The sequence below is a fragment of the Streptomyces sp. NPDC043996 genome (assembly GCF_056435225.1).
Genome location: NZ_JBWKEY010000002.1, coordinates 304,376 through 326,736, shown reverse-complemented (window position 1 = coordinate 326,736; position 22,361 = coordinate 304,376). Strand labels below are relative to the sequence as shown.

Genomic DNA, 22,361 nt, shown 5'->3' with positions numbered 1-22,361 from the left:
AATCCGGCGGACGGCGCCGGACATAGAAGGACGCAAGGCCATGCGAGCACGATCCGAAGGACCGGGCGGAAGGAGGCAGGCGTGCAGGGGGATGGGCACGAGGACGGTCACGGATACGGGGACGGTCACGGGCACGGCCACGGGGACGGTCACGGCCACGGGGACGGTCACGGGGACGGTCACGGGGACGGGCGCGGCGATGCGGGGGACCGGACCGACGCGTCACCGCCCGACGCGTCACGGCCCGACGTGTCACGGTCTGGCGCGTCACGGTCTGACGAGCAGTGGTTCAGCACGCTGTTCGCGGTCCACTACGAACACGTGCTGCGCTTCGCGGCCCGCAGGGTGGGGCCCGAGGCGGCGGCCGACGTGGCGGGAGAGACCTTCCTCGTCGCGTGGCGGCGGCTTTCCGGGGTGCCCGTGGCCGACGAGGAGGCGCTGCCCTGGCTGTACGCGGTGGCGCGCCGCGTCCTGGCCAACCAGAGGCGCGGCGACCGGCGCGGTGAGCGCCTCGCGGCGCGGGTCGGCAGGGCCGCCGTTCCGGCCGTCGGCCCCGACCACGCGGGCGACGTCGTCGGCGTACTGCACCTTCGGCAGGCGCTCGGGACGCTGTCCGCGCGGGACCAGGAGACGCTGCTGCTCGTCGGCTGGGACGGCCTCGACGTGGCGGCCGCCGCGGTCGTCGTCGGCTGCACCCGGCGGACGTTCGCGGTCCGGCTGCACCGGGCGCGCCGCCGTCTGCGGCAGGCACTGGACGAGACACCCGTGGGTGAGGCGGCGCCGGGGGCGCTCCTGGCCTTCGAGCTGAAGAGGAGGCAGGCATGAGGGGGAGGCACGGCGGGACGACGGAGGAGGCGCTGGCCGACGTCCGCCGGACGCTCGGCCCGGCGGACCCGGCACGGGGCGACGGCTTCAGGGGCGCCGCCCAAGCACCACGGGGCCGGGCCGCGCTGGCCCGGATCCTGGCCGAACCCACGGGGCGGCGCACCGGCGCGCCCGGTGCGCGGAGCCGCTGGCTGGTGGCGGTGGCCGCGGTGATGACCTTGGGAGGAGTGACGGCGGTGGCGGACGCGACAGGGGTGCTTCCCTCGGGAGTCATCGAGGGGTTCGCCAGCGTGCGGGACGATCAGCTGGGCCGCGTCGACCTGGACCGGGCCAAGAAGATCCTCGAGGGGCGGACGCCGGACGGCCTCACGATGCAGTTGTGGCTGGCGCCCAACGACAAGGGCGGCGCCTGTATGCACTCGGTGTTCGTGGCCGACGACGGCACGTCCGAACCGGGCGAAATCGAGTGTTGGAGAGGGGAGAACACCGAGCCGCTGGAGAGCCTGCCGCTGTGGACGGGCGGCGGCACCACCCTCGTGCCCGACTACGTGGCGACGTACGGCCGTACCACCGTGCCCGGCGCCGTGTCGGTGCGCATCATCGAGTCCGACGGCACGCGGCACACGGTCCGGCTGAAGCCGGACGGCACCTTCGTCACGTTCACGCGCCAACGGGACGAGACCGCGTTCGAGCGCCGCACGATCGAGGTGCTCGACGCGCGGGGGAAGGTGCTCTACACCGATCCGTACGGGTAGCGGGCGCGACCCCGCTCGGGCGAGGCCCCGGGCGGGGCCGGCGTGTGACCGGCTGGGGAGGGACCGTCGTGGCGTGTTGACGCAATACACGCCGCGTTGATTCACTACAGGGCCCGCGGTGCCGTCGGGGTGAAGGCGTCCCGAAGTGAGTGAGGTTGACCGTGTTGCCGTCCATCACGCTGGAGGGGCCCGCGGGGCCGCCGCGTGAGACGCTCACCCGGGCGCAGGCGGGCACCGCCCTCGGCCTTTCGCCCAACACCGTCGGCAAGCTGCTGGCCAGCGCGTTCCTGCCGGATCTGAGCGTGGCCCGGGTCGCGGCCCTCGCCCGTGCCCCGCGGGCGCGCGTCACGCGGGGCGAACTGCCCGTGCTGCGCGCCACCCCCGCCACGGCGCCGGGGCGCGAGGGCGACGACCGCCAGTTCATCGGCGACGCGGCCGGTCTGAGCGACGCTCAGTTCCTGGAGGCCTCCCGCCAGTGGTGGCGGTGCGAGCCGGACAAGGTCGTGGGCGCCGGTGTCCTCGCCGTGTCCCTGGCCGGGTGGGTGACCGGTGTCCTCGCCGTGCACCGGGCCGAGGCGACGCTGCGGCTGCCGGGCGAGGTCCGGCACGCCTTCGCCGCGACCGTCGCCGGACGGGTCGGGACGCTGGACGCGCCCGGCTCCTACCGGGTGCTGACCGACGAGCCCGCCCTTGCGGACCTGACCCGGCGGCTGCTCGGCACCCGGGTGCACGCGGCCGTGTCGGGCGGCCCCATCGCGTACTTGAGACCACCCGCGGACGACCGGAAAAGCCCATGAGCGACTTCGAGACCATTGACGCACTCCTCGACTCCGCGGCCGCGCCCGTCCCGCTGCCGCCCATCGAGGTGCGGCGGACCCTGCGCGAGTCGCTCGGCCTGTCCCGCACCCAGGTGGCACAGGCCCTGGGGGTGAGCCCGTCCACGCTCGGCGGCTGGGAGTCGGGCCGGGACCCGAGCGGGGAGACCCGGGCGCGGTACGCGTACTTCCTGGAGAAGGCCGAGGGGAAGGCGCGTGCCCAGGAACAGGAAGCCCAGGAACAGGAAGAGGACCAGGCGCCCGGCGCGGAAGGTGACGCGGTGGCCGCCCCTCCGGCGGAAACCGTCCCCGGAGAGCCTGGCGGGGGCGGCGCACCCGCCCCGGAGCCGGGGCAGCACCCGGCGCGGGCGGAAGACCAGGACCCGGACCGGCTCGCCGTGCCGCAGCCGTGCGTGCTGTGCGGTCGCCCCGCGCGCCACCAAGTGGAGGGCTTTCCCCAGCACTTGAGCCCCGAGGAGTGCGCGGCGGCGTCCGCCCCCGCCGAGCGGGAACCCCGCCCCGCGCCCGCCCCGGACCTCCCGGGCCCCGCCCGTCCGGCGCGCCCCGCGCCCCGCGACGGCGGCGTGCGGGTCGTCCCCGAGGGCCGCCGCATGCGGGCGGCCTCCGACGCGCCGGACCTCATCACCGCCGCCGTCACCGCGACCCTCGCCGAGCACCAGGGCGACGTCGAGGCGGCCACCGCCGCGCTGGTCAAGCGGGCCATCCCGGACGCGATGGCGCTCCTCGACCACACCCGCAAGGGCGGCCGCTACGACATCGTGGCCCACCCCTGGATGCCCGACGTGCTGCGCAAGCAGAGCGCGCACGGCGCCGACCAGATCTGGGAGGCCCGCCCCAAGTGGGCCCGCGCCGAACTGCCGCCCGGGCGGCACGAGGTGACCGCGCTCGACGTCAACGGCGCCTATCTGTCCGCCCTGAAGACCCATCTGCCGATCGGTCAGCTGGAGCACTCCACCGGCTTCGACCACGACCGCCGCCGGGCGGGCGTCCATCTGATCACGCCGCCCGCCTGGGACCACGACGACGTCCTGCCCCACCCCCTCGGCAACCGCGACGAGCCGGGCCCGCTGTGGGTGACCGAGCCGACCCTGCGGCTGCTGCTCCGCCTGTCAGGCCCGAAGCACGGCCTGTGCGACCCGCCGGAGATCCACGAGTCGTTCACCTCCGGCGCCACGGAGAACCTCCTGGAGAAGTTCCGCTCGGCCCTGAAGGACGCCCGGGACCAGGCCATCGCCGAGGACGACGAGGTGACACTGGAGTACGTCAAGGCGATGTACTCGAAGTTCGTCTCGACGCTGGGGGAGTCGAACTACAACCGCGAGATCTACCGCGCCGACTGGATGCACCTCATCCGCTCGCAGGCCTTCTCGAACCTGTGGTGGAAGGCGTACAAGGCGCACGAGGAGGGCCTGACCGTGGTCCGCGCGATGGGCACCGACGAACTGCACGTCATCGGCGAGTGGCGCGCGGTCTTCGCCGAGGGGCGGGGCGTGACGGAGGTCAAGGTCAAGGACCAGTACGCGGTCGGGGACGCGCACGAGTCCGAGGCGTAGCGGGGGCCGCCGCGGCGGCTAGCGCACGGGCAGGCCGACGACCTGGTCCCCGTCGGGCACGTCCGTCACCGTCACGCTGCCGGTCGGCACCCCGACGCCGCGCGCCACGGCCCGGCGCAGTCCGGCCGTGTCCTGGCCCGTGGGCACCGGGACCTGTTCGCCCTCGCCGTACGCCTCGATCGCCTTGGTGAAGTAGCCCGGGTGCCAGGCCCCGACCGCGCCCTTGACGTCCACCGAGGCCACCGCGCGCTTGCCGACGGTGCTCCGGACCCGGTCGAGGATCTGGTCCGAGCGCAGCTCGCCCGGCACCTGGAAGAGGCTCGCGTGCGCGCCGACCGCGCCGCCCGCCCGCAGCCGCACGGTGACGGTCAGACAGCTGGTGACGCTGGGGTAGCGGATGACGCCACCGGGGCGGGCCTCCTTGACCTGGCCCTCCGCGATCACGGTCTCCGCGGCGGTGGCCGTCCGGGCCGCGACCGGGGCGGCGGCCCGGTCGCCGCCGTCCGCCGCGTGGGCCGGGACGGACGCGCCGAGGCACACCACGGCGAGCAGCCCGGCCGCGGGCAGCATCCGTCGAACGGGGCGCGCCCGCCGGGGAGTCGGGCACGCGGCCGGGGCGATGGGCGCGGGTGACGTGGTCGGGACGCGGTGGGACAAGACGAGCTCCTGGCTGGTGAACGGCGGTGCGACGCCCGAGCAGAGCACACGGGCGACCCGCCACTCTATGTCGCGGCCCGGGGAGGGGTGGCGCCGGATACACCCCGGATGCGGTGGCTGGACCGACTGCCACGGCCGTCACGCGTCCCTAGCGTCGTAGTCGTAGGGGCGCCGCGAGGGCGCGCGCTGCTTCGCCGAACACCGGGGAGACAGGCATGGATCCAAGGGACGAGCACGTCCGGCGCACGGTCCTGCGGGCCGCGACGGGCGCGGGGGCGGGGCTCGCCCTGAGCCCCGCCGCGGCCCGGGCGGCGGCGCCCGCGAGGGGAGCCGCCGGGGGCGGCCCGGCGCGGGGGCCGGTGCGCGTGCCCCGAGACGATCCCCGGTACGCGCATCTGGTCGCGCGCGGCGCGAGCAACCGCTTCCGGGGGCGCCCTGACCTCGTCTACCTGGCCGGTTCGACGTCCGACGTGGTGGCCGCCGTGCGCGAGGCGGTGCGGTCCGGGGCGCGGCTCGCCGTCCGTGGGGGCGGCCACTGCTTCGAGGACTTCGTCGACCACCCCGACGTGACGGCCGTCATCGACATGTCGCCCATGCGGCGGGTCGACTTCGACGAGCGGCGCCGGGCCTTCGTCGTGGAGGCCGGGGCCACCCTCGGCGAGGTCTACCGCGAGCTGTACCTCGGCTGGCGTGTCACCCTGCCCGCCGGATACCACCCCGAGGTGGGCGTCGGCGGCCATGTCCCCGGCGGCGGATACGGCCCCCTGTGCCGGTTGTTCGGTCTGGTCAGCGACTATCTGTACGCCGTGGAGGTGGTCGTCGTGAACCGTCGCGGCGAGGTCCGCGCGGTCGTGGCGAGCCGCGAGCGGGACGACCCGCACCGCGACCTGTGGTGGGCCCACACGGGCGGCGGGGGCGGCACCTTCGGCGTCGTGACCCGGATGTGGTTCCGCTCGCCCGGGGTGCCGACCCGCGCGGCGCCGGACCGCCTGCTGCCCGCCCCCGCCCGGACGGCGCTCACCTTCACCGCCGACTGGAGCTGGCGGGGCCTGGACGAGGACCGCTTCGCCCGCCTGGTCCGCAACCACGGCCGGTGGGCCGAGCGGCACAGCGCCCCCGGCGACCCCGCCGCCGCGCTCTACGCGGAGTTCGCCCTCACCCGCCGCGCGGCCGGGGCCCATCTGCTGCTCGGCCAGGTCGCCGCCGAGCCCGGCGCGGACCGCCGGCTCCTCGACGGCTTCCTCGGCGCCCTGAGCGCGGGCACCACCCGGCCCGCCGCGCCGAAGGTCCAGCGCCTTCCCTGGCTCACCGCCGCGCTGCGCGGCTCCGGGGAGGCGGTGGGGGACTGGCACATCAAGATCAAGTCGGCTTTCCTGCGGCGGGGGTTCACCGACCGTCAGATCGCCGCGGCGCACCACCACCTCACCCGCGCCGACACCGGCGTCATCGCGGGCAGCGTCGTCCTCAACACCTACGGCGGAGCGGTGAACACCCCGGCCCCCGCCGCGACGGCCATGCCCCACCGCGACAGCGTCCTGAAGCTGTCCTGCCTCGCGTCCTGGGCGCGCCCCGGGCAGGCCGACGCGTACCTGGCGTGGGTCCGCGCCTGCTATCGGGACCTGTTCGCCGACACCGGTGGGGTCCCCGTGCCGGGCGCGGGCGCCGACGGCGCCTTCATCAACTACCCGGACACCGATCTCGCGGACCCGCGCTGGAACACCTCCGGCACGCCCTGGGGGACCCTGTACTTCACGGCGAACCACGCCCGCCTGCGGGCGGTCAAGGCGCGCTGGGACCCGCGTGACGTCTTCCGCCACGCCCTGTCGGTCCGCCCGGCCTGAAGCCGCGAGGGCGGGTACGGCGGGGCACCCGGCCCCGCCGTACCCGCCCCCACGCGTGCGCTAGCGCAGCGTGCTGCCGAAGAGCGCCGCCGTGTTCGGGGCGCCGAGGTCCTTCGGGCCGAAGGCGACGGACTTCTTCACCGTCAGGCCCGTGGCGGTGCCGCGCAGGGACCACAGGGCGCCCGCGTCGGCGTTCTCGCGGACGGAGGAGACCGCCAGGTCGCGGCGGCCGTCGCCGGTGACGTCGAGCAGGGCCACCGCCGCGCCGAACGCGTCGTCCTTCTCGCCGACTCCGGGGATCCCGGCCGTGTCCTGCTGGAAGGCCTGGGAGCCGGTGCCGGTCACGCCGGCGGCGCTGCCGCGCACGAGGACGACCGAGCCCGCGTTGGTGACGCGGCCGACGTCCTCGCCGGGCACGCCGACCGCGATGTCGGCGAAGCCGTCACGGTCGACGTCGCCCACGGCGAGGGACGCGCCGAAGTAGTCGCCGCGCTCCTCGGCGCCGGGGACGCCGGGCAGGTCCTGGTCGAACTTCTGGATCGTGCCGTCGATCTTCAGGCCGTCCTTCGAGCCGAAGGCGACCATGGCCCGGGGCTCGTAGTCGCCGGGGCCGATGACCAGGTCGTCGTAGCGGTCGCCGTTGACGTCACCCACGGCCAGGGCGCCGCTGGAACCCGGGGCGTTACCGCGCTTGAAGCCGGTGGGTGAGCCGTACAGGACCTTGTTGCCCCACTCGCCGTCGCCGTAGTAGTCGTTCATGGCGATGTCGGCGCGGCCGTCGCCGTTGATGTCGCCGACGGCCATCGGCACGACCGGGCCCTTCACGGACCGCGGGCCGTCGATGCAGCTCTCGGGCAGGCCCGGCTCCGGCTTGCAGTCGAGGTGGGGACGAGGCTCGTCGCTGTAGGTCCACCACTGCGACTTGTCCATGAAGTCGAGGGTGGCGGCGGGCTTGCCGGTGCGGGAGACCGGGCCCTTCCACAGGCGGGCCCGCTGGTCGACCGGGTCGTCGCCGTAGGAGCCGACCGCGCCGAACAGGGCCAGGTCGGTGGTGCCGTCGCCGTCGAAGTCACCGGCCTGCGGCGCGAAGCCGAAGGTGGGGATCTTGGTGCCGCCAGTGAGGCCGTTCTTGGAGCCCCACAGGATCACCGCGCCGCCGGGCTCGACGACGCCCGCGGAGCCGATGACGAGGTCGGTGTAGCCGTCCTTGTCCAGGTCGCCCTTGGTGAACCAGCGGCCGAACTCCTGCTTGGTGGTGGCCGCGCCGGGGACGCCGCTGGTCGAGCGGCTGACGATCTTCTTGTGCGCGGGGTCGAGCCCGTTCTTGGAGCCGTACGTCACCGCCACGTACCCGGCCTTCTTCTTGCCGGAGACGGTGCCGCCCGGGGCGCCGACGACCAGGTCGCCGTAGCCGTCGCCGTTGAAGTCGTCCGCGGGCTTCGCGGCGGCCTTCGCCGCGGGGGCCGCGGCCTCGGCCCGGTCCTGGCCGAGGGACCAGATCGTCAGGCCTCCCGTCAGCAGGGACATGGCGACCAGCGGAGTGGTGAGACGGGCTCGACGGCGTGCTCGCGTCATAGGGCTTCTCATGCTTCCTTCGCTCAGAGGTCGGCCGGTGAACGTCCAGGGGAGAACACCCTCGGAATTCACCACCGGTTCACGGCCCTTGACCCGTGAGGACGTCCCATGGTTGTACGGGGCCGCACGCCGCGCCGTCGCCCCTCGCGGCCCACGGGAGCCGCCGAACCTCGTCCGCCCCCTTGACCACGTCCGCCGCACGGGATTGGCTGCGGCCGATCACCAGTCCGGGGGCGGCCGACCCGTGGCCGACCCGTACGTCCGTCGTACGACACCGGGGGGAACCCATGCGTCACGCGAGACGGCTGAGCCTGCTCACCGCGGTGCTCGCGGTCTGGACCGCGGCGGTCCCGGCCGCCTCGGGCGGGGAAGGCCCGCGCCCGCCGGGGCCGAGCGCCGCCTCGTCAGCCCCGCACGAAGCCCCGCCGCACGCCGCCTCGTACGGCAAGGGCCGCGCGTCCTCGTACGAGAACGTGCTCGACCTGAGCGGGACGCCGAAGGCCGCCTACCCCGGTGAGTTCAACCCGGTCGGCGTGTTCGCGGACCGGGGCGCCTGGCACGCGTACGCGCTGCCCGAAGCGGGCGATCCTTCGACGTACGGCGGGTTCAGCGGCCCGCTCTACATCGCCCAGGAGTACCCCTGGTGGCTGAGCACGTCCTTCAGCCGGATCCGGTTCCGCGAGGCGGGCGCGGAGCTCGACCTCGCCGCCGGGGGCGCCCCGCGCCTCACGTCGCTGCCCGGGCTGCTGCGGCAGAGCTACCGGCTCGACGGCCTCCGCCTGACCCTGGAGCTGCGCTTCGCCACCGACCGCACCGCCCTGGTCCAAGCCCGCGTCCGCAACACCGGCCGCGTGCCGCGCACCCTCGCCGCCGACTGGTCCGGCACCCTGCTGCGCCCCGAGAAGGGCCCCCAGCGCGACGCGCCCGCCCTCAAGGCCACCCGCGACGGCGTCGCCGTGGACTTCGCCCGCGTCCGCGAGAAGTGGGACTACCTCACCGACGGCACCGAACGCTTCGAGGTCACCCACCGCGAGCGCGTCCGCACCACGCTCGCGGGCGACGCCTACCGCAGCGAACTGGCCGCCCCGATCACGCTGGCGCCCGGCCAAGGCCGCGCCCTGGACTGGACCGAGAGCTACACCTTCACCGCGTCCGAGCGGGCCCGCGAGGCGGCCGCCGCGCGCCGGACGCTGGCCCGCCCGGCCGCCGTCGCGGCGTCCGGCGACGCGCGCTGGCGCCGCTACGTCGCCGCCGTCACCGGGCCCGTGGCGCCCGCGCGCCGCCGCCTCGCGGTGAAGTCCCTGCAGACCCTCGCCACCAACTGGCGCTCGGCCGCGGGCCGGATCCGGCACGACGCCATCAGCCCCTCGGTGTCGTACAAGTGGTTCACGGGCGGCGTCTGGGCCTGGGACACCTGGAAGCAGGCCGTCGGCACCGCCCGCTTCGCACCCCGCCTCGCCGAGTCCCAGATCCGCGCCATGTTCGACCACCAGATCAGGACCGGCGCCGCGGACCGGCCGCAGGACGCCGGGATGGTGCCGGACGCGGTGTTCTACAACGACCCCTCGGACGGCGGCGGCAACTGGAACGCGCGCAACAGCAAGCCCCCGCTGGCCGCGTGGGCGGTGTGGGAGGTCTACCGGCGCGGCGGCGAGAGGCGGTTCCTGCGCGAGATGTACCCGAAGCTCGCCGCCTACCAGGCGTGGTGGTACCGCAACCGCGACCACGACCGCGACGGGCTCGCCGAGTACGGGGCGACCGTCGACCCGGCCAACGACAGCCCCGAGCAGCGCCGCCTCGCCGCCGCCTGGGAGAGCGGCATGGACAACGCGCCCCGCTTCGACGCGGCCCTCGGCGCCTCCGTGGTCACCAACAGGGACGCCACGGGCACGGTGACCGGCTACTCGCTCACCCAGGAGTCCGTCGACCTCAACGCCTACCTCGCCGCCGACCAGGGGCATCTCGCCGCCATCGCGCGGGAGCTGGGGGACCGGGCGGGGGAGCGGCACTGGCGCGGCCGGGCCCGCGCCACGCACCGGGCGGTGCGCGGGCACATGTACGACCCGAAGAGCGGGTGGTTCTACGACACGGCCCTGGACGGCGGCGCCCGGCTCACCGCGCGCGGGCGCGGCATCGAGGGCGCCATCCCGCTGTGGACAGGGACGGCGTCGCCCGCGCAGGCCGCCGCCGTGCGCGCCAAGCTGACGGACCCGCAGGAGTTCGCCACGCACGTCCCGTTCCCCACGGTCGCCCGCAGCTCGCCGTACTTCGCCCCGCGGCGCTACTGGCGCGGACCGGTCTGGCTGGACCAGGCGTACTTCGCGCAGGCCGGACTGCGCCGGTACGGCCACGCCGCCTCCGCCCGCGCGCTGACGGACCGGCTGCTGACCCACGCGCGGGGCCTCGCGGCCCGGGGCCCGGTGATGGAGAACTACGACCCGCTCACCGGTGACCCGCTGAACTCCCCGCACTTCAGCTGGTCGGCGGCGGTGCTCCTGCCGATGCTGAGCGGGGAGTGAGGGGGCGGAGGGCGCCGTTCGCACGCCGTTCGCACGCCGGTGGTTTCCGGCCTCCGCGTCGGAAACACCGCCGTGGCCCCCGCCCGGTGCCGGCGGCATGATGGCCGACGCGGTTGGTGCGCCCCGGCCCGTGTTCGCCGTGTGCGCCGCACCGGTCAGCTGCCGCTTTCTCATACAAGGACGAAGGGTGGGTGCGTGGCCGTGGGGCGACTTGTACCGGCGGTGACCCGGGCGCTGGACATACTCGAACTGTTCCTGGAGGGCGACGGCACGCGCTCCGCCCCGGACATCGTCCGCGAGCTGGCGCTGCCCCGCACCACCGTGCACGAGCTGCTCACCACGCTCGCGGCCCGCTCCTACCTGGTGCCGGTGCCCGAGCAGGCAGGGCGCTACCGCCTGGGGGTGCGCTCCTACCAGCTGGGCAGCCGCTACGCGGAACAGCTCGACCTCGCCGCCGAGGGGCAGCGCGTGGCCCGCGAGGTCGCCGAGACCTGTGACGAGACCGTCCACGTCGCGGTCCTGGAGGACCTGGACGTCATCTACATCGCCAAGGTCGACTCCATCCACGCCGTGCGCATGGTCTCCGCGCCGGGCCGCAGGCTGCCCGCCCACTGCACGGCGGTCGGCAAGATGCTGCTTGCCTCCCTGCCCGAGGAGGAGCTCGAGCTGCGCCTCGCCGAGAACGGCGAGCTCGTGGCGCTCACCCCGAACAGCATCACCGACGCCGACGCGCTGCGGGCCCAGCTGGCCGTGATCCGGCGCCGCGGCACCGCCGTCGAACAGCGCGAGGCCAACCCGGACGTGAGCTGCGTGGCCGCCCCGGTGCGGGACGGTACGGGCGAGGTGGTCTCCGCCCTGTCCGTCTCCGTGCCGATGGTCCGCTGGAGCGAGGAGCGCGCGCACGAACTGGGCGAGCTCGCCCTCAAGGGCGCGGGCGACCTGTCCGTGCGCCTGGGGCACCGGGAAACCCGCTAGGGGCCCGCCCGGAGCGATGCCCGGTGCGGGGCGCTCCCCCTCGCGGGGGCTCCAGCACGCGCGCGTGCACCTGGCTTTGCGAAGCACGCGTTCCGAAAACTGTGCGTTCCGAAAACTGTGCGTTCCGAAAACTGTGCGTTCCGAAAAGCGTGGGGTGCGCGGGGCGCGTGCTTCGTGGAGCGTGCGCTGTGCGGAAGCGCGTGTGCGCCGGGAAAGGGTGTGTGCGCCGGGGAAGGGCGTGTGCTCGCCAACTCGCGCGCTGTGCGCGGGCGTTGACTCCATGCCCCTCCACTCTTAACGTGGACACGTCATACGTCATATATGAGATGTGCTGTGCGAGGCGTGGACCGACGAGAGCTGGAGGCACCCATGGCCGCCGTGCCCGCCCCCATCCCCTCCCGTACGCAAGTCGTCCTCGAAGAGATCAAGCGCCGCATCCTCACCGGCGGCCTCAGACCCGGACAGGCCCTGGTCGAGGCCGAGCTGGCCGCGTGGTTCGGCGTCTCCAAGACCCCCGTGCGCGAGGCCCTGAAGACCCTGGCCGGGACCGGCCTCGTGGTGATGAGCCAGTACAAGGGCGCCACCGTGCGCAGGGTGGACGCCGCCATGGCGCGCGAGGTCTACGACGTGCGCCTGCTGCTCGAACCCGAGGCGCTGCGCCGCACGGTGCGCCGCGCCGCCGCCCTCGACGCCGCCGAAGAGGCCCTGCGCCGCGCGGACGGCGCGGCCGACACCGCCGAACGTTCCCTGGCCAACCGCGACTTCCACCGCGCCCTGTACCTGCCCTGCGGCAACCCGCTGCTCGCCCGGATGCTCGACGAGGTCCGCGACCAGGCCGCGCTCGTCTCCGCTGTGGCCTGGGCCGCCGACCCTTCCTGGGACCGGGAGGCCGCCGAGCACCGGCACCTCCTGGACCTGGCCCTCGCCGGGGACGCGCGGGGAGCGTCCGCTGCCCTGCGCGACCACATCGCGTCGTTCGTCCAACGCGCCTTCCCCGCACCCCGGGAGGAAGGGGAGCAGCCATGACCGCCCCGCCCAGCCACCCGCCCGCCGATGCCTTCGGCGCCGAGCGCGCCGCCCTCGCCGACGTCGTCGCCATCCCCGTCACCCCGTACGCCGAGGACGGCACCGTCGACCACACGGCGCTGCGCGCCCTGCTGCGCCGCCTGGTCGACGGCGGCGTGCGCACGCTGACCCCGGGCGGCAACACCGGGGAGTTCCACACGCTCACCCCCGACGAACGGCGCGCCGTCACCGAGACCGCCGTCGAGGCGGCCGCGGGCGAGGCGGCCGTCGTCGTCGGCGTCGGCCACGACGTGCCCTCGGCCGTCGCCGCCGCCCGGCACGCCGCCGGGGCGGGCGCCCAGATGGTGATGGTGCACCAGCCCGCCCACCCCTACGTCTCGGCCGCCGGATGGGTCGACTACCACCGCGCCGTCGCCGAGGCCGTGCCCGGCCTCGGCGTGGTCCCCTACGTCAGGCTGCCCGCCCTGCCCGGGGCAAGGATCGCCGAACTCGCCGATGCCTGCCCGAACGTCATCGGCGTCAAGTACGCGGTGCCGGACGCCGCGCGCTTCGCGGGGTTCGCGCGCGACGCGGGCCTCGACCGGTTCGTCTGGATCGCCGGACTCGCCGAGCCGTACGCCCCCGCGTACTTCTCGGCGGGCGCCACCGGATTCACCTCCGGCCTGGTGAACGTCGCCCCCGGCGTCTCGCTCGCCCTGCTGGCGGCGCTGCGCGCGGCCGACTACCCCGCGGCCATGAGGATCTGGGAGCGGATCCGCCGCTTCGAGGAGCTGCGCGGCGCCGACGGCTCCGCCAACAACGTCTCCGTCGTCAAGGAGGCCCTCGCCGGGCTCGGCCTGTGCCGCCGCGACGTGCGCCCGCCGGGCAAGGAGCTGCCCGAGGCGGACCGCGCCGAGGTGGCCGCCCTCGCGGCGCGGTGGTCCCGGTGAGCCGCCCCCGCCTGCGGCCCGAGGAGCTGCGCTCCCACCGGTGGTACGGCACGGAGGGGCTGCGCGCGTGGTCGCACCACGCCCGGATGCGCCAACTCGGCTACGAGGCCGAGGAGTACCGGGGCCGTCCGGTGGTCGCCGTCGTCAACACCTGGTCCGACATCAACCCCTGCCACACGCATCTGCGCGCACGCGCCCAGGCCGTCAAGCGCGGGGTGTGGCAGGCCGGCGGCTTCCCCCTGGAGTTCCCCGTCGCCACGCTCTCCGAGACGTTCCAGAAGCCCACCCCCATGCTGTACCGCAACCTGCTGGCCATGGAGACCGAGGAACTCCTGCGGTCCTATCCCGTCGACGCCGCCGTGCTGCTCGGCGGCTGCGACAAGACCACCCCGGCCCTGCTCATGGGCGCCGCCTCCGCCGACGTCCCCGCCGTGTTCGTGCCCGCCGGGCCCATGCTGCCGGGGCACTGGCGCGGCGAAAGGATCGGCTCGGGCACGGACATGTGGAAGTACTGGGACGAGTACCGCGCCGGGACCCTGAGCGAGTGCGAGCTGCGCGGCCTGCAGGAAGGCCTCGCCCGCTCGCCGGGCCACTGCATGACGATGGGCACCGCCTCCACCCTGACCGCCGCCGCCGAGGCCCTGGGCATGACGCTGGCGGGCGCCTCGTCGGTCCCGGCCGTCGACTCCGGGCACGAGCGGCTCGCCGCGGCCGCCGGGCGGCGCGCCGTCGCCCTCGCCTGGAGCGCGCTCACCCCCTCGCTGATCCTCACCGCCGAGGCCTTCGCGGACGCGGTGACCACCGTGCTCGGGATCGGCGGCTCCACCAACGCCGTGATCCACCTGATCGCCCTGGCCGGGCGCGCCGGGGTGCGGCTCACCCTGGACGACTTCGACCGGACCGCCCGCACCGTGCCGGTCCTCGCGAACGTACGGCCCGGCGGGCGCACGCACCTGATGGAGGACTTCCACTGCGCGGGCGGCCTGCCCGGGTTCCTGTCCCGCGTCACCGACCTGCTCCACCTGGATCGGCCCACCGTCAACGGCCGCTTCGGCGCGCAGCTCGCGGGGGCGCGCGTCCACGACGACGACGTGATCCGCACCCGTGACGACCCGGTCGCGGCCGAAGGCGGCGTGGCCGTCCTGCGCGGCAACCTGTGCCCCGACGGCGCCGTCATCAAGCACATCGCCGCCGAGCCGCGGCTGCTCGCGCACACCGGCCCCGCCGTCGTCTTCGACGACTACCGCACCCTGCGGCGGACCATCGACGACCCGGCCCTCGGCATCACCGCCGACAGCGTGCTCGTGCTGCGCGGCGCCGGTCCCCAGGGCGGGCCCGGCATGCCCGAGTACGGCATGCTGCCCATCCCCGCGCACCTGCTCGCCCAGGGGGTGCGGGACATGGTGCGGATCTCCGACGCGCGGATGAGCGGCACCTCGTACGGGGCGTGCGTCCTGCACGTGGCACCCGAGTCGCACGTCGGCGGTCCCCTCGCCCTGGTGCGCGACGGGGACAGCGTCACCCTCGACGTCGCCGCCCGCAGCCTGCGCCTGAACGTGTCCGACGAGGAGCTGCGGCGCCGCCGCGCCGCGTGGACCGCGCCGCCCGAACGGTTTGAGCGCGGCTACGGCGCGCTGTACTCCGCACACGTCACCCAGGCCGACACCGGCTGCGACTTCGACTTCCTCGCCAGGCCGGGCGAGGTGCCGGAGCCGTACGCGGGCTGAGCGGCCCTGGTGCCCGGGCGCCGCGCGCCGCCTGGCCCTGACGCGGCCTCAGGAGTCGAAGCGGCTCCGGGACGCCTCGATGTGGCCCAGATAGCGCTGCGTCCAGGCGCACATGCCGTCGACGGTCGCGCGCAGGCCGCGGCCCGCCTCGGTGAGGGTGTACTCGACGCGCGGCGGCACGGTCGGATGCACCGTCCGCTCGACGAGTCCGTTGCGCTCCAGCATCCGCAGGTTCTGGGTGAGCATCTTGTGGCTGATGCCCTCGACCTCGTCGCGCAGCCGGCTGAAGCGCAGGGTGTCGTCACCGAGCGACTCGATGATCAGCAGCGCCCACTTGTTGGCGACGTCCGAGAAGATCTCGCGGGCCAGGGAGTCCGCGCGGGTCAGGTCCGCGTCCTCGGCCGAGCCCTGGAACTGCTTGGTCACCATCTGGTTCCCCTGTCACCGAAAAGTGCGTTCTTCCCCGCCAGGGGTGACTCTCCTACGGTTCCTGAGTAACCACAAGAGAGCGCGGTCGACCCGGCCGCGCTCGCTCCACGCGTGCCGACGACGGCTCATGACCACCAGGCGGACAGCATGGCCATCACCCTGATCAACCCCCCGGGACTGCCGGAGATCGACGCCTATCGACAGGTGTCGATCGCCTCCGGCGCCCGGCTCGTCTTCGTCGCCGGACAGGTCTCCTGGGACGCCGGCGGCGGCACCGTCGGCGCGGGGGACCTCGCCGCCCAGGTCGCCCAGTGCTATCTCAACGTCGGCACCGCCCTGGCCGCGGCCGGTGCCACCTTCGACGACGTCGCGAAGCTGACCGTCCACGTCGTCGACTGGACCCCCGACAAGATGCCCCAGCTGATGGCGGGCCTCACTCGTTCGGCCGCGCGCCTCGGCGTCACCGCGGCCCCGCCCGCCACCCTGCTCGGCGTCGCCGCCCTCGACGTGCCCGAGCACCTGGTGGAGATCGAGGCCACGGCGGTCATCGACTGAGCGGCACGGGCGGCCCGAGAAGCCGCCCGCGCCGATGTACGTGCCTCAGCCGGTGTACGTGAAGGCGATGGACGCGGTCAGCGCGCCGCCCCGGGCCGTGGCGAACTGCACGGGGCCCGCCTGCGGATAGGCGGGCGCGGTGAACGTGACCAAGGTGTCGTCGACGACGCGCACGTTCGTGGCCGCGACGCCCCGGAAGCCGCCCGCTGTCGGGGTGCCCGCCAGGACCTGGGTGGTGCCGGTGAGCCCGCCGCCGGTGAGCGTGACGGTGTAGCCGCCCTTGACGGAGCCCTGCGCGGGGCTGACGGCGGTGAGCGCGGCCGGGATCGGGCTGAGCTTGGCACCGGCCTTGACGAACTTCACGGTCACGAAGTGGTCGCTGTCCATCGTGACGCTCAGGGACCCCGCACGCGTCGGCTGCACCTTGCCGTCGACGGTCCACCGGTCGACCTGGAAGCCGGAGTCCGGCGTCGCGGTGACCGTGACCTGGTCGCCGGTGGCGAACAGGCCCGTGGAGGCGACGGAGACCTTGCCGCCGGTGCCGTCCTGGGGGACCGCCGTGAGCGCGTGGCGCTTGGGGGCGGTGCTCTCGGCGGGGGTGCGGTAGTTGGCCAGGACCGGTCCCGTGAGGTTCATGACGCGGGTGGAGTCGGCGGGCTGCGGCGAGCCGAGCGCCACGCCGCGCGGCTTGCCCTCGTACTCCTGGAGGGGGTTGGAGAACCACATCTTGTTCTCACAGACGTCCTCGTCCGCGCAGCTCATGTTGTAGCCCATGATGTCGACCCAGGTGCGCTTCTCGGGCAGGAAGCCGTGGTTGTCCGGGTAGTAGGGGTTGAAGTTGCCGTCCCGGTAGTTGTCTTCGCTCTTGTCGATGGGGTCGGTGACGTAGTCGTGGTTGAGGCCGAAGTTGTGGCCGATCTCGTGGGCGAGGTGGTGGGTGCCGAAGGTGTCGGCCTGCTGCGCGCCGAACCCGGAGTCGTCGGTGCCGTACTTGGCGTTGTCGCCCGGCATGAGCCGGGGCAGCGAGGGGGTCATGCCCGTCCCGGCCGTGTACAGGCCCTCGGGAGGCGTGAACTTGGAAAGGACGTGGACGAGGTCGGCGCCCTTCTCGTCCCGGGTGGCGCGGACGCTGGTGGCCCAGTCCTCGGCGTAGCGCGGGTCGTCGGGGTTGGCCAGCGCGTTCGTCATGCCGTCCATGTCGCTGTCCGCGCCGCTCCAGCTCGGCGTCTCGAACGTCCCGAGCAGGTTGAGGCGGGCCTTCACCTGGCTGTCGGCGTAACTCTGGTTGGTGCCCTCGACGGCGGCCTTGGCCTGGAGTTCGAGGGCCGCGGCCCCGCCGTCCGTCGCCGCGGCCGTCTCCGGGGTGTAGCCGATCAGCACGTCGATGACGGGGTCGGTGGGCGCGGGTTCGGCCCGTCTTCCGGGTGGGTTCGCGGGCCGTGCCGGTTTCGCCAGGCGCAGTCCGTCGCGTACGAGCGGCGTCTGGCGCGCGGTGTCGAAGGAGCGGAGGCGGGAGACGCCGGGGCGCACGGCCTCCAGCGCGTAGCGCACCTGGCCGTCGTGGATCTCCCCGGCGACCCGCGGCGCGCCCTTGGCGCATGCCCCGTCGACCGCGAGCGTGACCGGCCGGTCGGCGCGCCCGGCCAGGTGGCCGCTCCACAGGAGGGTGCCCTCGCGGTCGCGGGAGACCTTCACGGCGTGCGCGGTGACCTTCTTGCCGTCGAACAGCGGCAGGGCGCGGCGGTCGGGCGCCGCCGCGCCCGCGCGTCGGCACAGCGGGCGGAAGGCGTCCTCGCCCCAGGTGACCTCGCCCGAGCGCAGCAGGCCGGGCAGACCGGGCCCGCCGGGGGAGGGCGCGGCGGCCGTGCCCGGGGCGGCGGGCAGGGTGGCGGCGAGCGCGGCGACAGCGCCGAGGGCGGCGGTTTTGACCAGGATCATGAAGGCTCCTTTGCGTTTCGTGCTTGGTGCTTCGAGCGGGTGGCGGCGGTATGAGGCCGTAGGAGCGGGCCGGACACCTGCACGATCACCCGGCGCGGTGGGGAGCGCGGGAGGAGAGCGGCCGAATGGCCGCGCGGGCGGGGTGAACAGGGCGCCGCGGGCGGAGCCCCGGGCCCGGCGCCCCCGGCCCCCGCGCGGAGCCCGTCTCCCCGGACCGCTCCGGGCCGTCCCGGGCGGTGTCACGTATGACGTCCACCGCGAGGCGGAGGCGGCCGGTGTACTCCACGCGTGTGGCGCGCTGGTAGCCGAGGAGGTGACGCGGTGACAGATGACACAGCGGCCGACCGGCCGCCGCGCCCGCCGCCACCGAGGAGCCCCCATGCGCCTGTCGCCCTGGTACGCCGTCGCCACCGCCCTCGCCTCCGGCGTGCTCGGCGCCCCCGCCGCCACCGCTGTCGCCACCGAGCCGCGGACCCCGGCTCCGCTGCACGAGACGGCCGACGCGGTGCCGGGCCGCTACCTCGTCACACTGGCGCCGGGCGTGGCCTCGGACCGGGCCGTGGAGCGCTGGCGGCTGCCGGTGCGCCAGACGTTCCGCGCGGTGTTCAACGGCTTCTCCGCCGACCTGAGCCCCGAGCGGCTGCGGGAGGTGCGCCGCCTGCCGGGGGTGAGGGCGGTGGAACAGGTCGGCGTGGTCTCCGGAGCCGGTAGCGCGCCGCGGGCCCGCCACCGGGAGCCCACCGCCTCCTGGGCCCTCGACCGCATCGACCAGCGGGCCCTGCCCCTCGACCAGTCGTTCACGCCCGACGAGGACGGCGAGGGGACGACGGCCTACATCGTCGACAGCGGAATCGACGTCGCCCACACCGAGTTCGAAGGCCGTGCCGTACGGGGCTTCGACGCCTTCGGCGGGGCGGCCGAGGACTGCTACGGCCACGGCACGAACGTGGCCTCGCTGGCGGGCGGCCGTACGTACGGAGTGGCCCGCAAGGCCCACCTGGTGTCGGTGAAGGTCCTTGACTGCGAGAACAAGGGCACCAGTGAGGGGCTGCTCGCCGGGTACGAGTGGATCGCGGCGAACGCGGCACCGGCGTCCGTGGCGAACTCCTCGCTGAGCTCGATCAGGTCCGCGGCCATCAACACCGCCGCCGACAACCTCGCGCGGCGCGGCATCCTGACCGTGGCCGCCGCGGGGAACCAGGCGAGCGACGCCTGCACGCGCTCGCCCGCCAGCGCCTCCAGCGTCCTCGCGGTCGGCAACAGCACCAGCGCCGACACGGAGTCCTCGACCAGCAACTACGGCCGCTGCCTGGGCCTTTACGCGCCCGGGCACCAAGTCACCGGGGCCAGGATGGGCGGCGGCTCCGTCACCGCCAACGGCACGTCGCTCGCCGCGCCCTATGCCACCGGGGCCGCGCTGCTCGCACTCGACGAGTCCCCGGCGAGCACGCCCGAGGCCCTGCGGCAGCGACTTGTCGCCGCGGCCACCCCCGACGTGCTCTCCGTGACCCCCGGCTCGCCGAACCGCCTGCTGTACGTCACCCCGGACGAGCCGGACACCGCGCGCGACTGAGGCCGGGCGCGGCTCTGTCGGCTTGGCTATGCGCACATATGCATCTCTACGGGGGTAGTTGGCGCGCGCCTCGGTGAGGTGACTCGGTGTCACTCCGCTCGCGGCGCCCGGAGTCGCGCGTCGCGCCCGAGCGGGCGGCCCGGGCCCTTCCTTGTCGGCTCAACCCATGCCTCTTCACTGCCTAGTTGATCCCGAAGGGGGCGGCGGCGAGGCCGGTGCCGACAAGTTCCAGTGGTCAACCTCTTGCGTCGGCGGATGCGCGTCTGTCAGATTCGCCAGGGCCGAAAGTGGCATGCACGTGACAGGCTTACCGGCCTCGCGCGTGCACGGCATCGCCGCATATCTATGCGGCCCGCATGACTATGCGGCTCCGCATGTCCATGTGGCCCGCATGTCTATGTGGCTCGGTCCTCAAGAAGGACGTTCCACACCCCCACACAATGGAGACGACCGTGCGAATATCCAGACTCGTCCCCGCCCTCGCGGCGACGGCGCTGACCGTCCTCGGGCTCGCCCCCACCGCGGCGGCACAGGCCTCGGCGTCCGGCGGCGCGCCGAGCGCGCCCTCCACCACCGGCGTCCAGCCGATCATCGGCGGCGGCTACGCCGACAACGCGCCCTGGGCGGCCCGCCTGTTCTCCAACGGCCGCCAGACGTGCACCGCCACGATCATCGCCCCGACCTGGATCCTCACCGCGAAGCACTGCGTCAGCGGCGGCGGCCTCTCGTTCCGCATCGGCAGCCTCGACCAGACCACGGGCGGCACCACGGCCAACGGCACCAGCGTCACCAACCACTCGACCGCCGACATCTCCCTGGTCAAGCTCGACCGCTCGGTGTCGGCCACCTACTCGCGCCTGGGCGACCCGGGCTCCGTCCAGGTCGGCCAGAGCGTGCAGGTCTACGGCTGGGGCGCCACCTCCCAGTGCGGGTCCGAGATCAACTGCCAGTCCCGGCTCCTGAAGGTCGCCAACGTCACCGTGACCGGCGGCTGCACCGACGCCTACGGCGGCCGGGCCATCTGCGCCCGCCGCGGCAACGGCATCACCGCGGGCGGCGACTCGGGCGGCCCGATGAACGCGGGCGGCATCCAGGTCGGCGTCGCCTCCACCAGTGACCGGCAGACCACGACCGCGTACACGAACGTGACGGCGTACCGCTCCTGGATCCAGAGCGTGGCCGGAGTCTGAGCCCGGCCGTCCCCTTCGCGCCTCGCCCGCGCGAAGGGGGTACGGCGGCCCGGCGCGCCCCGACGGCGGACGGTGGCGCGCCGGGCGGGCTCACCCCGGCGTCCGCGGGGTCGCGGTCATGAGGATGTCGTCGGCCGCCCAGAGGACGAAGCGCTCGACGGGGACCACCTCGTGCCCGGGCACGGGAGCGAACCGGAAGCGCTTGAGCAGGGCGGCGAGGACCAGTTCGGCCTCGACCATGGCCAAGGCGGCGCCCTCACAGCCGCGCTGGCCGACGCCGAAGGGAAGGTAGGCGAGCCTCGGCCGCTTCGCCGCCTCCTCGGGAGTGAACCGCTCGGGCCTGAACTCCTCCGGCTCGGGCCAGTGGTCGGGGTTCATGTGGACGGCCCAGAACGGGTAGAAGACCGTGGTCCCGGCGGGGATCTCGTAGGCGCCGAGGACGAGGGGCTCCGTCGTCAGGCGCGCGCCGTAAGGACCCGGCGGGTACAGCCGCATCGACTCCTTGACCGCCCTCTCCAGGAGGGTGAGCCGCCGCAGGTCGGCGTACGCGGGCGCCGCCCGGTCGCCGAGCACCTCGTCCAGTTCCCGGCCGATCCGCTCGGTGACCTCGGGGTGGCGCGCCAGCAGGTGCAGGGTCCAGGAGACGGCCACGCCCGTGGTGTGATGGGCGGCCAGCATCGCCACCATCACGAGGTCACGGATGCGCGCGGGGCGCTCACCGGCCTCGATGAGGGCTCGGATGAGGTCACTGCGGTCACTGCGGTCGCCGCGGTCGCTGGCGCCGCCGTTCGGTCCTTCGCCGTCCGCGTGGTGCGCGGCGACGACCTCGTCGACCGTCGCGCGCAATTGGGCGAGGGCGTCCCGAGCCCGCTGGGCACGCCGCTCCTCCGTGTCCTTGGCGGGGATCTGGTAGAGCCGCCCCAGGTATTCGGTGAGCACGTCCTCGAACGAGGCGATGACCCGGTCAGGGTCGGAGACCTGCCCGCCGAGCGCGTACTGGCAGATCATGCGCAGCGTCAGCGCGGTGAGGTCCTTCTGGAGCGCGAGGGGCTCCTCGCCGCCCCGCTCGGCCCAGCGGTCGGCGAGCTCCGTGGCCAGTGCGGTGAAACCCGCGAAGTGCCGCTCGTGGGACGGGCGTCCGGCGAGCACTTCGAGCAGCAGGCGGCGCAGCGGAGCGTGCTCGGCCGCGGGCAGGACCTGCAGGTTGCCCGTCTCGAACAGCGGATCCAGGAACGCGAACAGGTCCTTGGGCCGCTCGTCGAGATGGGCCGTGGCCTCCAGGAGTACGGCGTCGGCGACCGACACGGCCGTCTCGGCGCCCGGCAGTTGGAACCGCACGACGGGCCCGTACTCGGCGTGCAGCCGCAGTTGGTAGGTGTGGAGTCCGCCCGCTTCCACGACAGCGCTGAGGCCGCCGTCGGGCCGGGGCTCGGGGCCGGGTATGCGCATGGTGCCTCC

Annotated in this window: 18 protein-coding genes; 13 read left to right on the top strand and 5 right to left on the bottom strand. The window is 74.4% G+C overall.

From position 1 onward, the window contains the following. The first annotated feature begins 249 nt into the window (after positions 1–249). The 4 genes from AC07A4_RS05850 to AC07A4_RS05835 all read left to right on the top strand — a co-directional run bounded on the left by AC07A4_RS05850 (position 250) and on the right by AC07A4_RS05835 (position 3,969). A complete protein-coding gene (locus tag AC07A4_RS05850) occupies positions 250–825 on the top strand; it encodes an RNA polymerase sigma factor (protein ID WP_478593506.1) in 576 nt (191 codons plus the stop codon). Further along, on the top strand, positions 822–1,580 hold the full coding sequence (locus AC07A4_RS05845; protein ID WP_478593503.1) for a hypothetical protein: 759 nt from the start codon (positions 822–824) through the stop codon (positions 1,578–1,580). The genes AC07A4_RS05850 and AC07A4_RS05845 overlap by 4 nt, the downstream gene beginning before the upstream one ends. A gap of 164 nt (positions 1,581–1,744) precedes the next feature. Then, positions 1,745–2,377 carry a helix-turn-helix domain-containing protein gene (locus tag AC07A4_RS05840; RefSeq protein ID WP_478593500.1) on the top strand — a complete coding sequence of 211 codons (633 nt, stop codon included), beginning with the start codon at positions 1,745–1,747 and terminating at the stop codon, positions 2,375–2,377. Further along, positions 2,374–3,969: a helix-turn-helix domain-containing protein gene (locus tag AC07A4_RS05835; RefSeq protein ID WP_478593497.1), complete on the top strand. Its 1,596-nt coding sequence runs from the start codon at positions 2,374–2,376 to the stop codon at positions 3,967–3,969. Before AC07A4_RS05840 ends, AC07A4_RS05835 begins: the two co-directional genes overlap by 4 nt. An 18-nt stretch (positions 3,970–3,987) precedes the next feature. On the opposite strand, the gene AC07A4_RS05830 is transcribed toward AC07A4_RS05835, so the two are convergent. Continuing rightward, positions 3,988–4,626 carry a hypothetical protein gene (locus AC07A4_RS05830; protein ID WP_478593496.1) on the bottom strand — a complete coding sequence of 213 codons (639 nt, stop codon included), beginning with the start codon at positions 4,624–4,626 and terminating at the stop codon, positions 3,988–3,990. Between the two features lie 215 nt (positions 4,627–4,841). On the opposite strand from AC07A4_RS05830, the gene AC07A4_RS05825 reads away from it, so the two are divergent. Beyond that, positions 4,842–6,467, top strand: coding sequence for an FAD-binding oxidoreductase (locus AC07A4_RS05825; RefSeq protein ID WP_478593493.1), 1,626 nt, complete (start codon positions 4,842–4,844; stop codon positions 6,465–6,467). Positions 6,468–6,527: 60 nt separating this feature from the next. Here the strand turns inward: AC07A4_RS05825 and AC07A4_RS05820 are convergent, their stop codons facing one another. Next, positions 6,528–8,042: an FG-GAP-like repeat-containing protein gene (locus AC07A4_RS05820; protein WP_478593491.1), complete on the bottom strand. Its 1,515-nt coding sequence runs from the start codon at positions 8,040–8,042 to the stop codon at positions 6,528–6,530. A 287-nt stretch (positions 8,043–8,329) separates the two neighbouring features. On the opposite strand from AC07A4_RS05820, the gene AC07A4_RS05815 reads away from it, so the two are divergent. The 5 genes from AC07A4_RS05815 (at position 8,330) to araD (ending at position 15,218) form a co-directional block, all read left to right on the top strand. After that, positions 8,330–10,561, top strand: coding sequence for an MGH1-like glycoside hydrolase domain-containing protein (locus AC07A4_RS05815; protein ID WP_478593489.1), 2,232 nt, complete (start codon positions 8,330–8,332; stop codon positions 10,559–10,561). 201 nt (positions 10,562–10,762) lie between these two features. Then, on the top strand, positions 10,763–11,536 hold the full coding sequence (locus tag AC07A4_RS05810) for an IclR family transcriptional regulator (protein WP_478593487.1): 774 nt from the start codon (positions 10,763–10,765) through the stop codon (positions 11,534–11,536). Positions 11,537–11,905: 369 nt separating this feature from the next. Then, a complete protein-coding gene (locus tag AC07A4_RS05805; RefSeq protein ID WP_478594357.1) occupies positions 11,906–12,562 on the top strand; it encodes a GntR family transcriptional regulator in 657 nt (218 codons plus the stop codon). Beyond that, positions 12,559–13,491: a dihydrodipicolinate synthase family protein gene (locus tag AC07A4_RS05800; RefSeq protein ID WP_478593485.1), complete on the top strand. Its 933-nt coding sequence runs from the start codon at positions 12,559–12,561 to the stop codon at positions 13,489–13,491. The genes AC07A4_RS05805 and AC07A4_RS05800 overlap by 4 nt, the downstream gene beginning before the upstream one ends. Then, positions 13,488–15,218 (top strand): L-arabinonate dehydratase, encoded by a 1,731-nt coding sequence (araD, locus tag AC07A4_RS05795; protein ID WP_478593483.1) that lies wholly within the window; start codon positions 13,488–13,490, stop codon positions 15,216–15,218. The genes AC07A4_RS05800 and araD overlap by 4 nt, the downstream gene beginning before the upstream one ends. Positions 15,219–15,266: 48 nt before the next feature. Here the strand turns inward: araD and AC07A4_RS05790 are convergent, their stop codons facing one another. Then, positions 15,267–15,647 (bottom strand): winged helix-turn-helix transcriptional regulator, encoded by a 381-nt coding sequence (locus AC07A4_RS05790; protein WP_478593481.1) that lies wholly within the window; start codon positions 15,645–15,647, stop codon positions 15,267–15,269. A 147-nt stretch (positions 15,648–15,794) separates the two neighbouring features. On the opposite strand from AC07A4_RS05790, the gene AC07A4_RS05785 reads away from it, so the two are divergent. Beyond that, positions 15,795–16,202, top strand: coding sequence for a RidA family protein (locus AC07A4_RS05785; protein WP_478593478.1), 408 nt, complete (start codon positions 15,795–15,797; stop codon positions 16,200–16,202). Between the two features lie 45 nt (positions 16,203–16,247). On the opposite strand, the gene AC07A4_RS05780 is transcribed toward AC07A4_RS05785, so the two are convergent. Beyond that, a complete protein-coding gene (locus AC07A4_RS05780; RefSeq protein ID WP_478593475.1) occupies positions 16,248–18,140 on the bottom strand; it encodes a reprolysin-like metallopeptidase in 1,893 nt (630 codons plus the stop codon). Between the two features lie 379 nt (positions 18,141–18,519). Here AC07A4_RS05780 and AC07A4_RS05775 point away from each other — a divergent pair, with 379 nt between their 5' ends. Then, the gene (locus tag AC07A4_RS05775) at positions 18,520–19,713 is read left to right on the top strand and encodes a S8 family peptidase (RefSeq protein ID WP_478593473.1); all 1,194 of its coding nucleotides are present in this window, start codon (positions 18,520–18,522) and stop codon (positions 19,711–19,713) included. Between the two features lie 452 nt (positions 19,714–20,165). Beyond that, on the top strand, positions 20,166–20,903 hold the full coding sequence (locus AC07A4_RS05770; RefSeq protein WP_478593470.1) for a S1 family peptidase: 738 nt from the start codon (positions 20,166–20,168) through the stop codon (positions 20,901–20,903). A gap of 90 nt (positions 20,904–20,993) precedes the next feature. Here the strand turns inward: AC07A4_RS05770 and AC07A4_RS05765 are convergent, their stop codons facing one another. Then, positions 20,994–22,352, bottom strand: a complete 1,359-nt coding sequence (locus AC07A4_RS05765) for a cytochrome P450 (protein ID WP_478593468.1) — start codon at positions 22,350–22,352, stop codon at positions 20,994–20,996. Positions 22,353–22,361: the final 9 nt, after the last annotated feature.

Bases quoted from the DNA above. Each gene is read 5' to 3' on its own strand.
- AC07A4_RS05775 (WP_478593473.1), top strand. From the start codon at position 18,520: ATGCGCCTGTCGCCCTGGTACGCCGTCGCCACCGCCCTCGCCTCCGGC.
- AC07A4_RS05790 (WP_478593481.1), bottom strand. From the start codon at position 15,647: ATGGTGACCAAGCAGTTCCAGGGCTCGGCCGAGGACGCGGACCTGACC.
- AC07A4_RS05805 (WP_478594357.1), top strand. From the start codon at position 11,906: ATGGCCGCCGTGCCCGCCCCCATCCCCTCCCGTACGCAAGTCGTCCTC.
- AC07A4_RS05800 (WP_478593485.1), top strand. From the start codon at position 12,559: ATGACCGCCCCGCCCAGCCACCCGCCCGCCGATGCCTTCGGCGCCGAG.
- AC07A4_RS05780 (WP_478593475.1), bottom strand. From the start codon at position 18,140: ATGATCCTGGTCAAAACCGCCGCCCTCGGCGCTGTCGCCGCGCTCGCC.
- AC07A4_RS05815 (WP_478593489.1), top strand. From the start codon at position 8,330: ATGCGTCACGCGAGACGGCTGAGCCTGCTCACCGCGGTGCTCGCGGTC.
- AC07A4_RS05845 (WP_478593503.1), top strand. From the start codon at position 822: ATGAGGGGGAGGCACGGCGGGACGACGGAGGAGGCGCTGGCCGACGTC.
- AC07A4_RS05765 (WP_478593468.1), bottom strand. From the start codon at position 22,352: ATGCGCATACCCGGCCCCGAGCCCCGGCCCGACGGCGGCCTCAGCGCT.
- AC07A4_RS05785 (WP_478593478.1), top strand. From the start codon at position 15,795: ATGGCCATCACCCTGATCAACCCCCCGGGACTGCCGGAGATCGACGCC.
- AC07A4_RS05835 (WP_478593497.1), top strand. From the start codon at position 2,374: ATGAGCGACTTCGAGACCATTGACGCACTCCTCGACTCCGCGGCCGCG.
- AC07A4_RS05825 (WP_478593493.1), top strand. From the start codon at position 4,842: ATGGATCCAAGGGACGAGCACGTCCGGCGCACGGTCCTGCGGGCCGCG.
- AC07A4_RS05820 (WP_478593491.1), bottom strand. From the start codon at position 8,042: ATGACGCGAGCACGCCGTCGAGCCCGTCTCACCACTCCGCTGGTCGCC.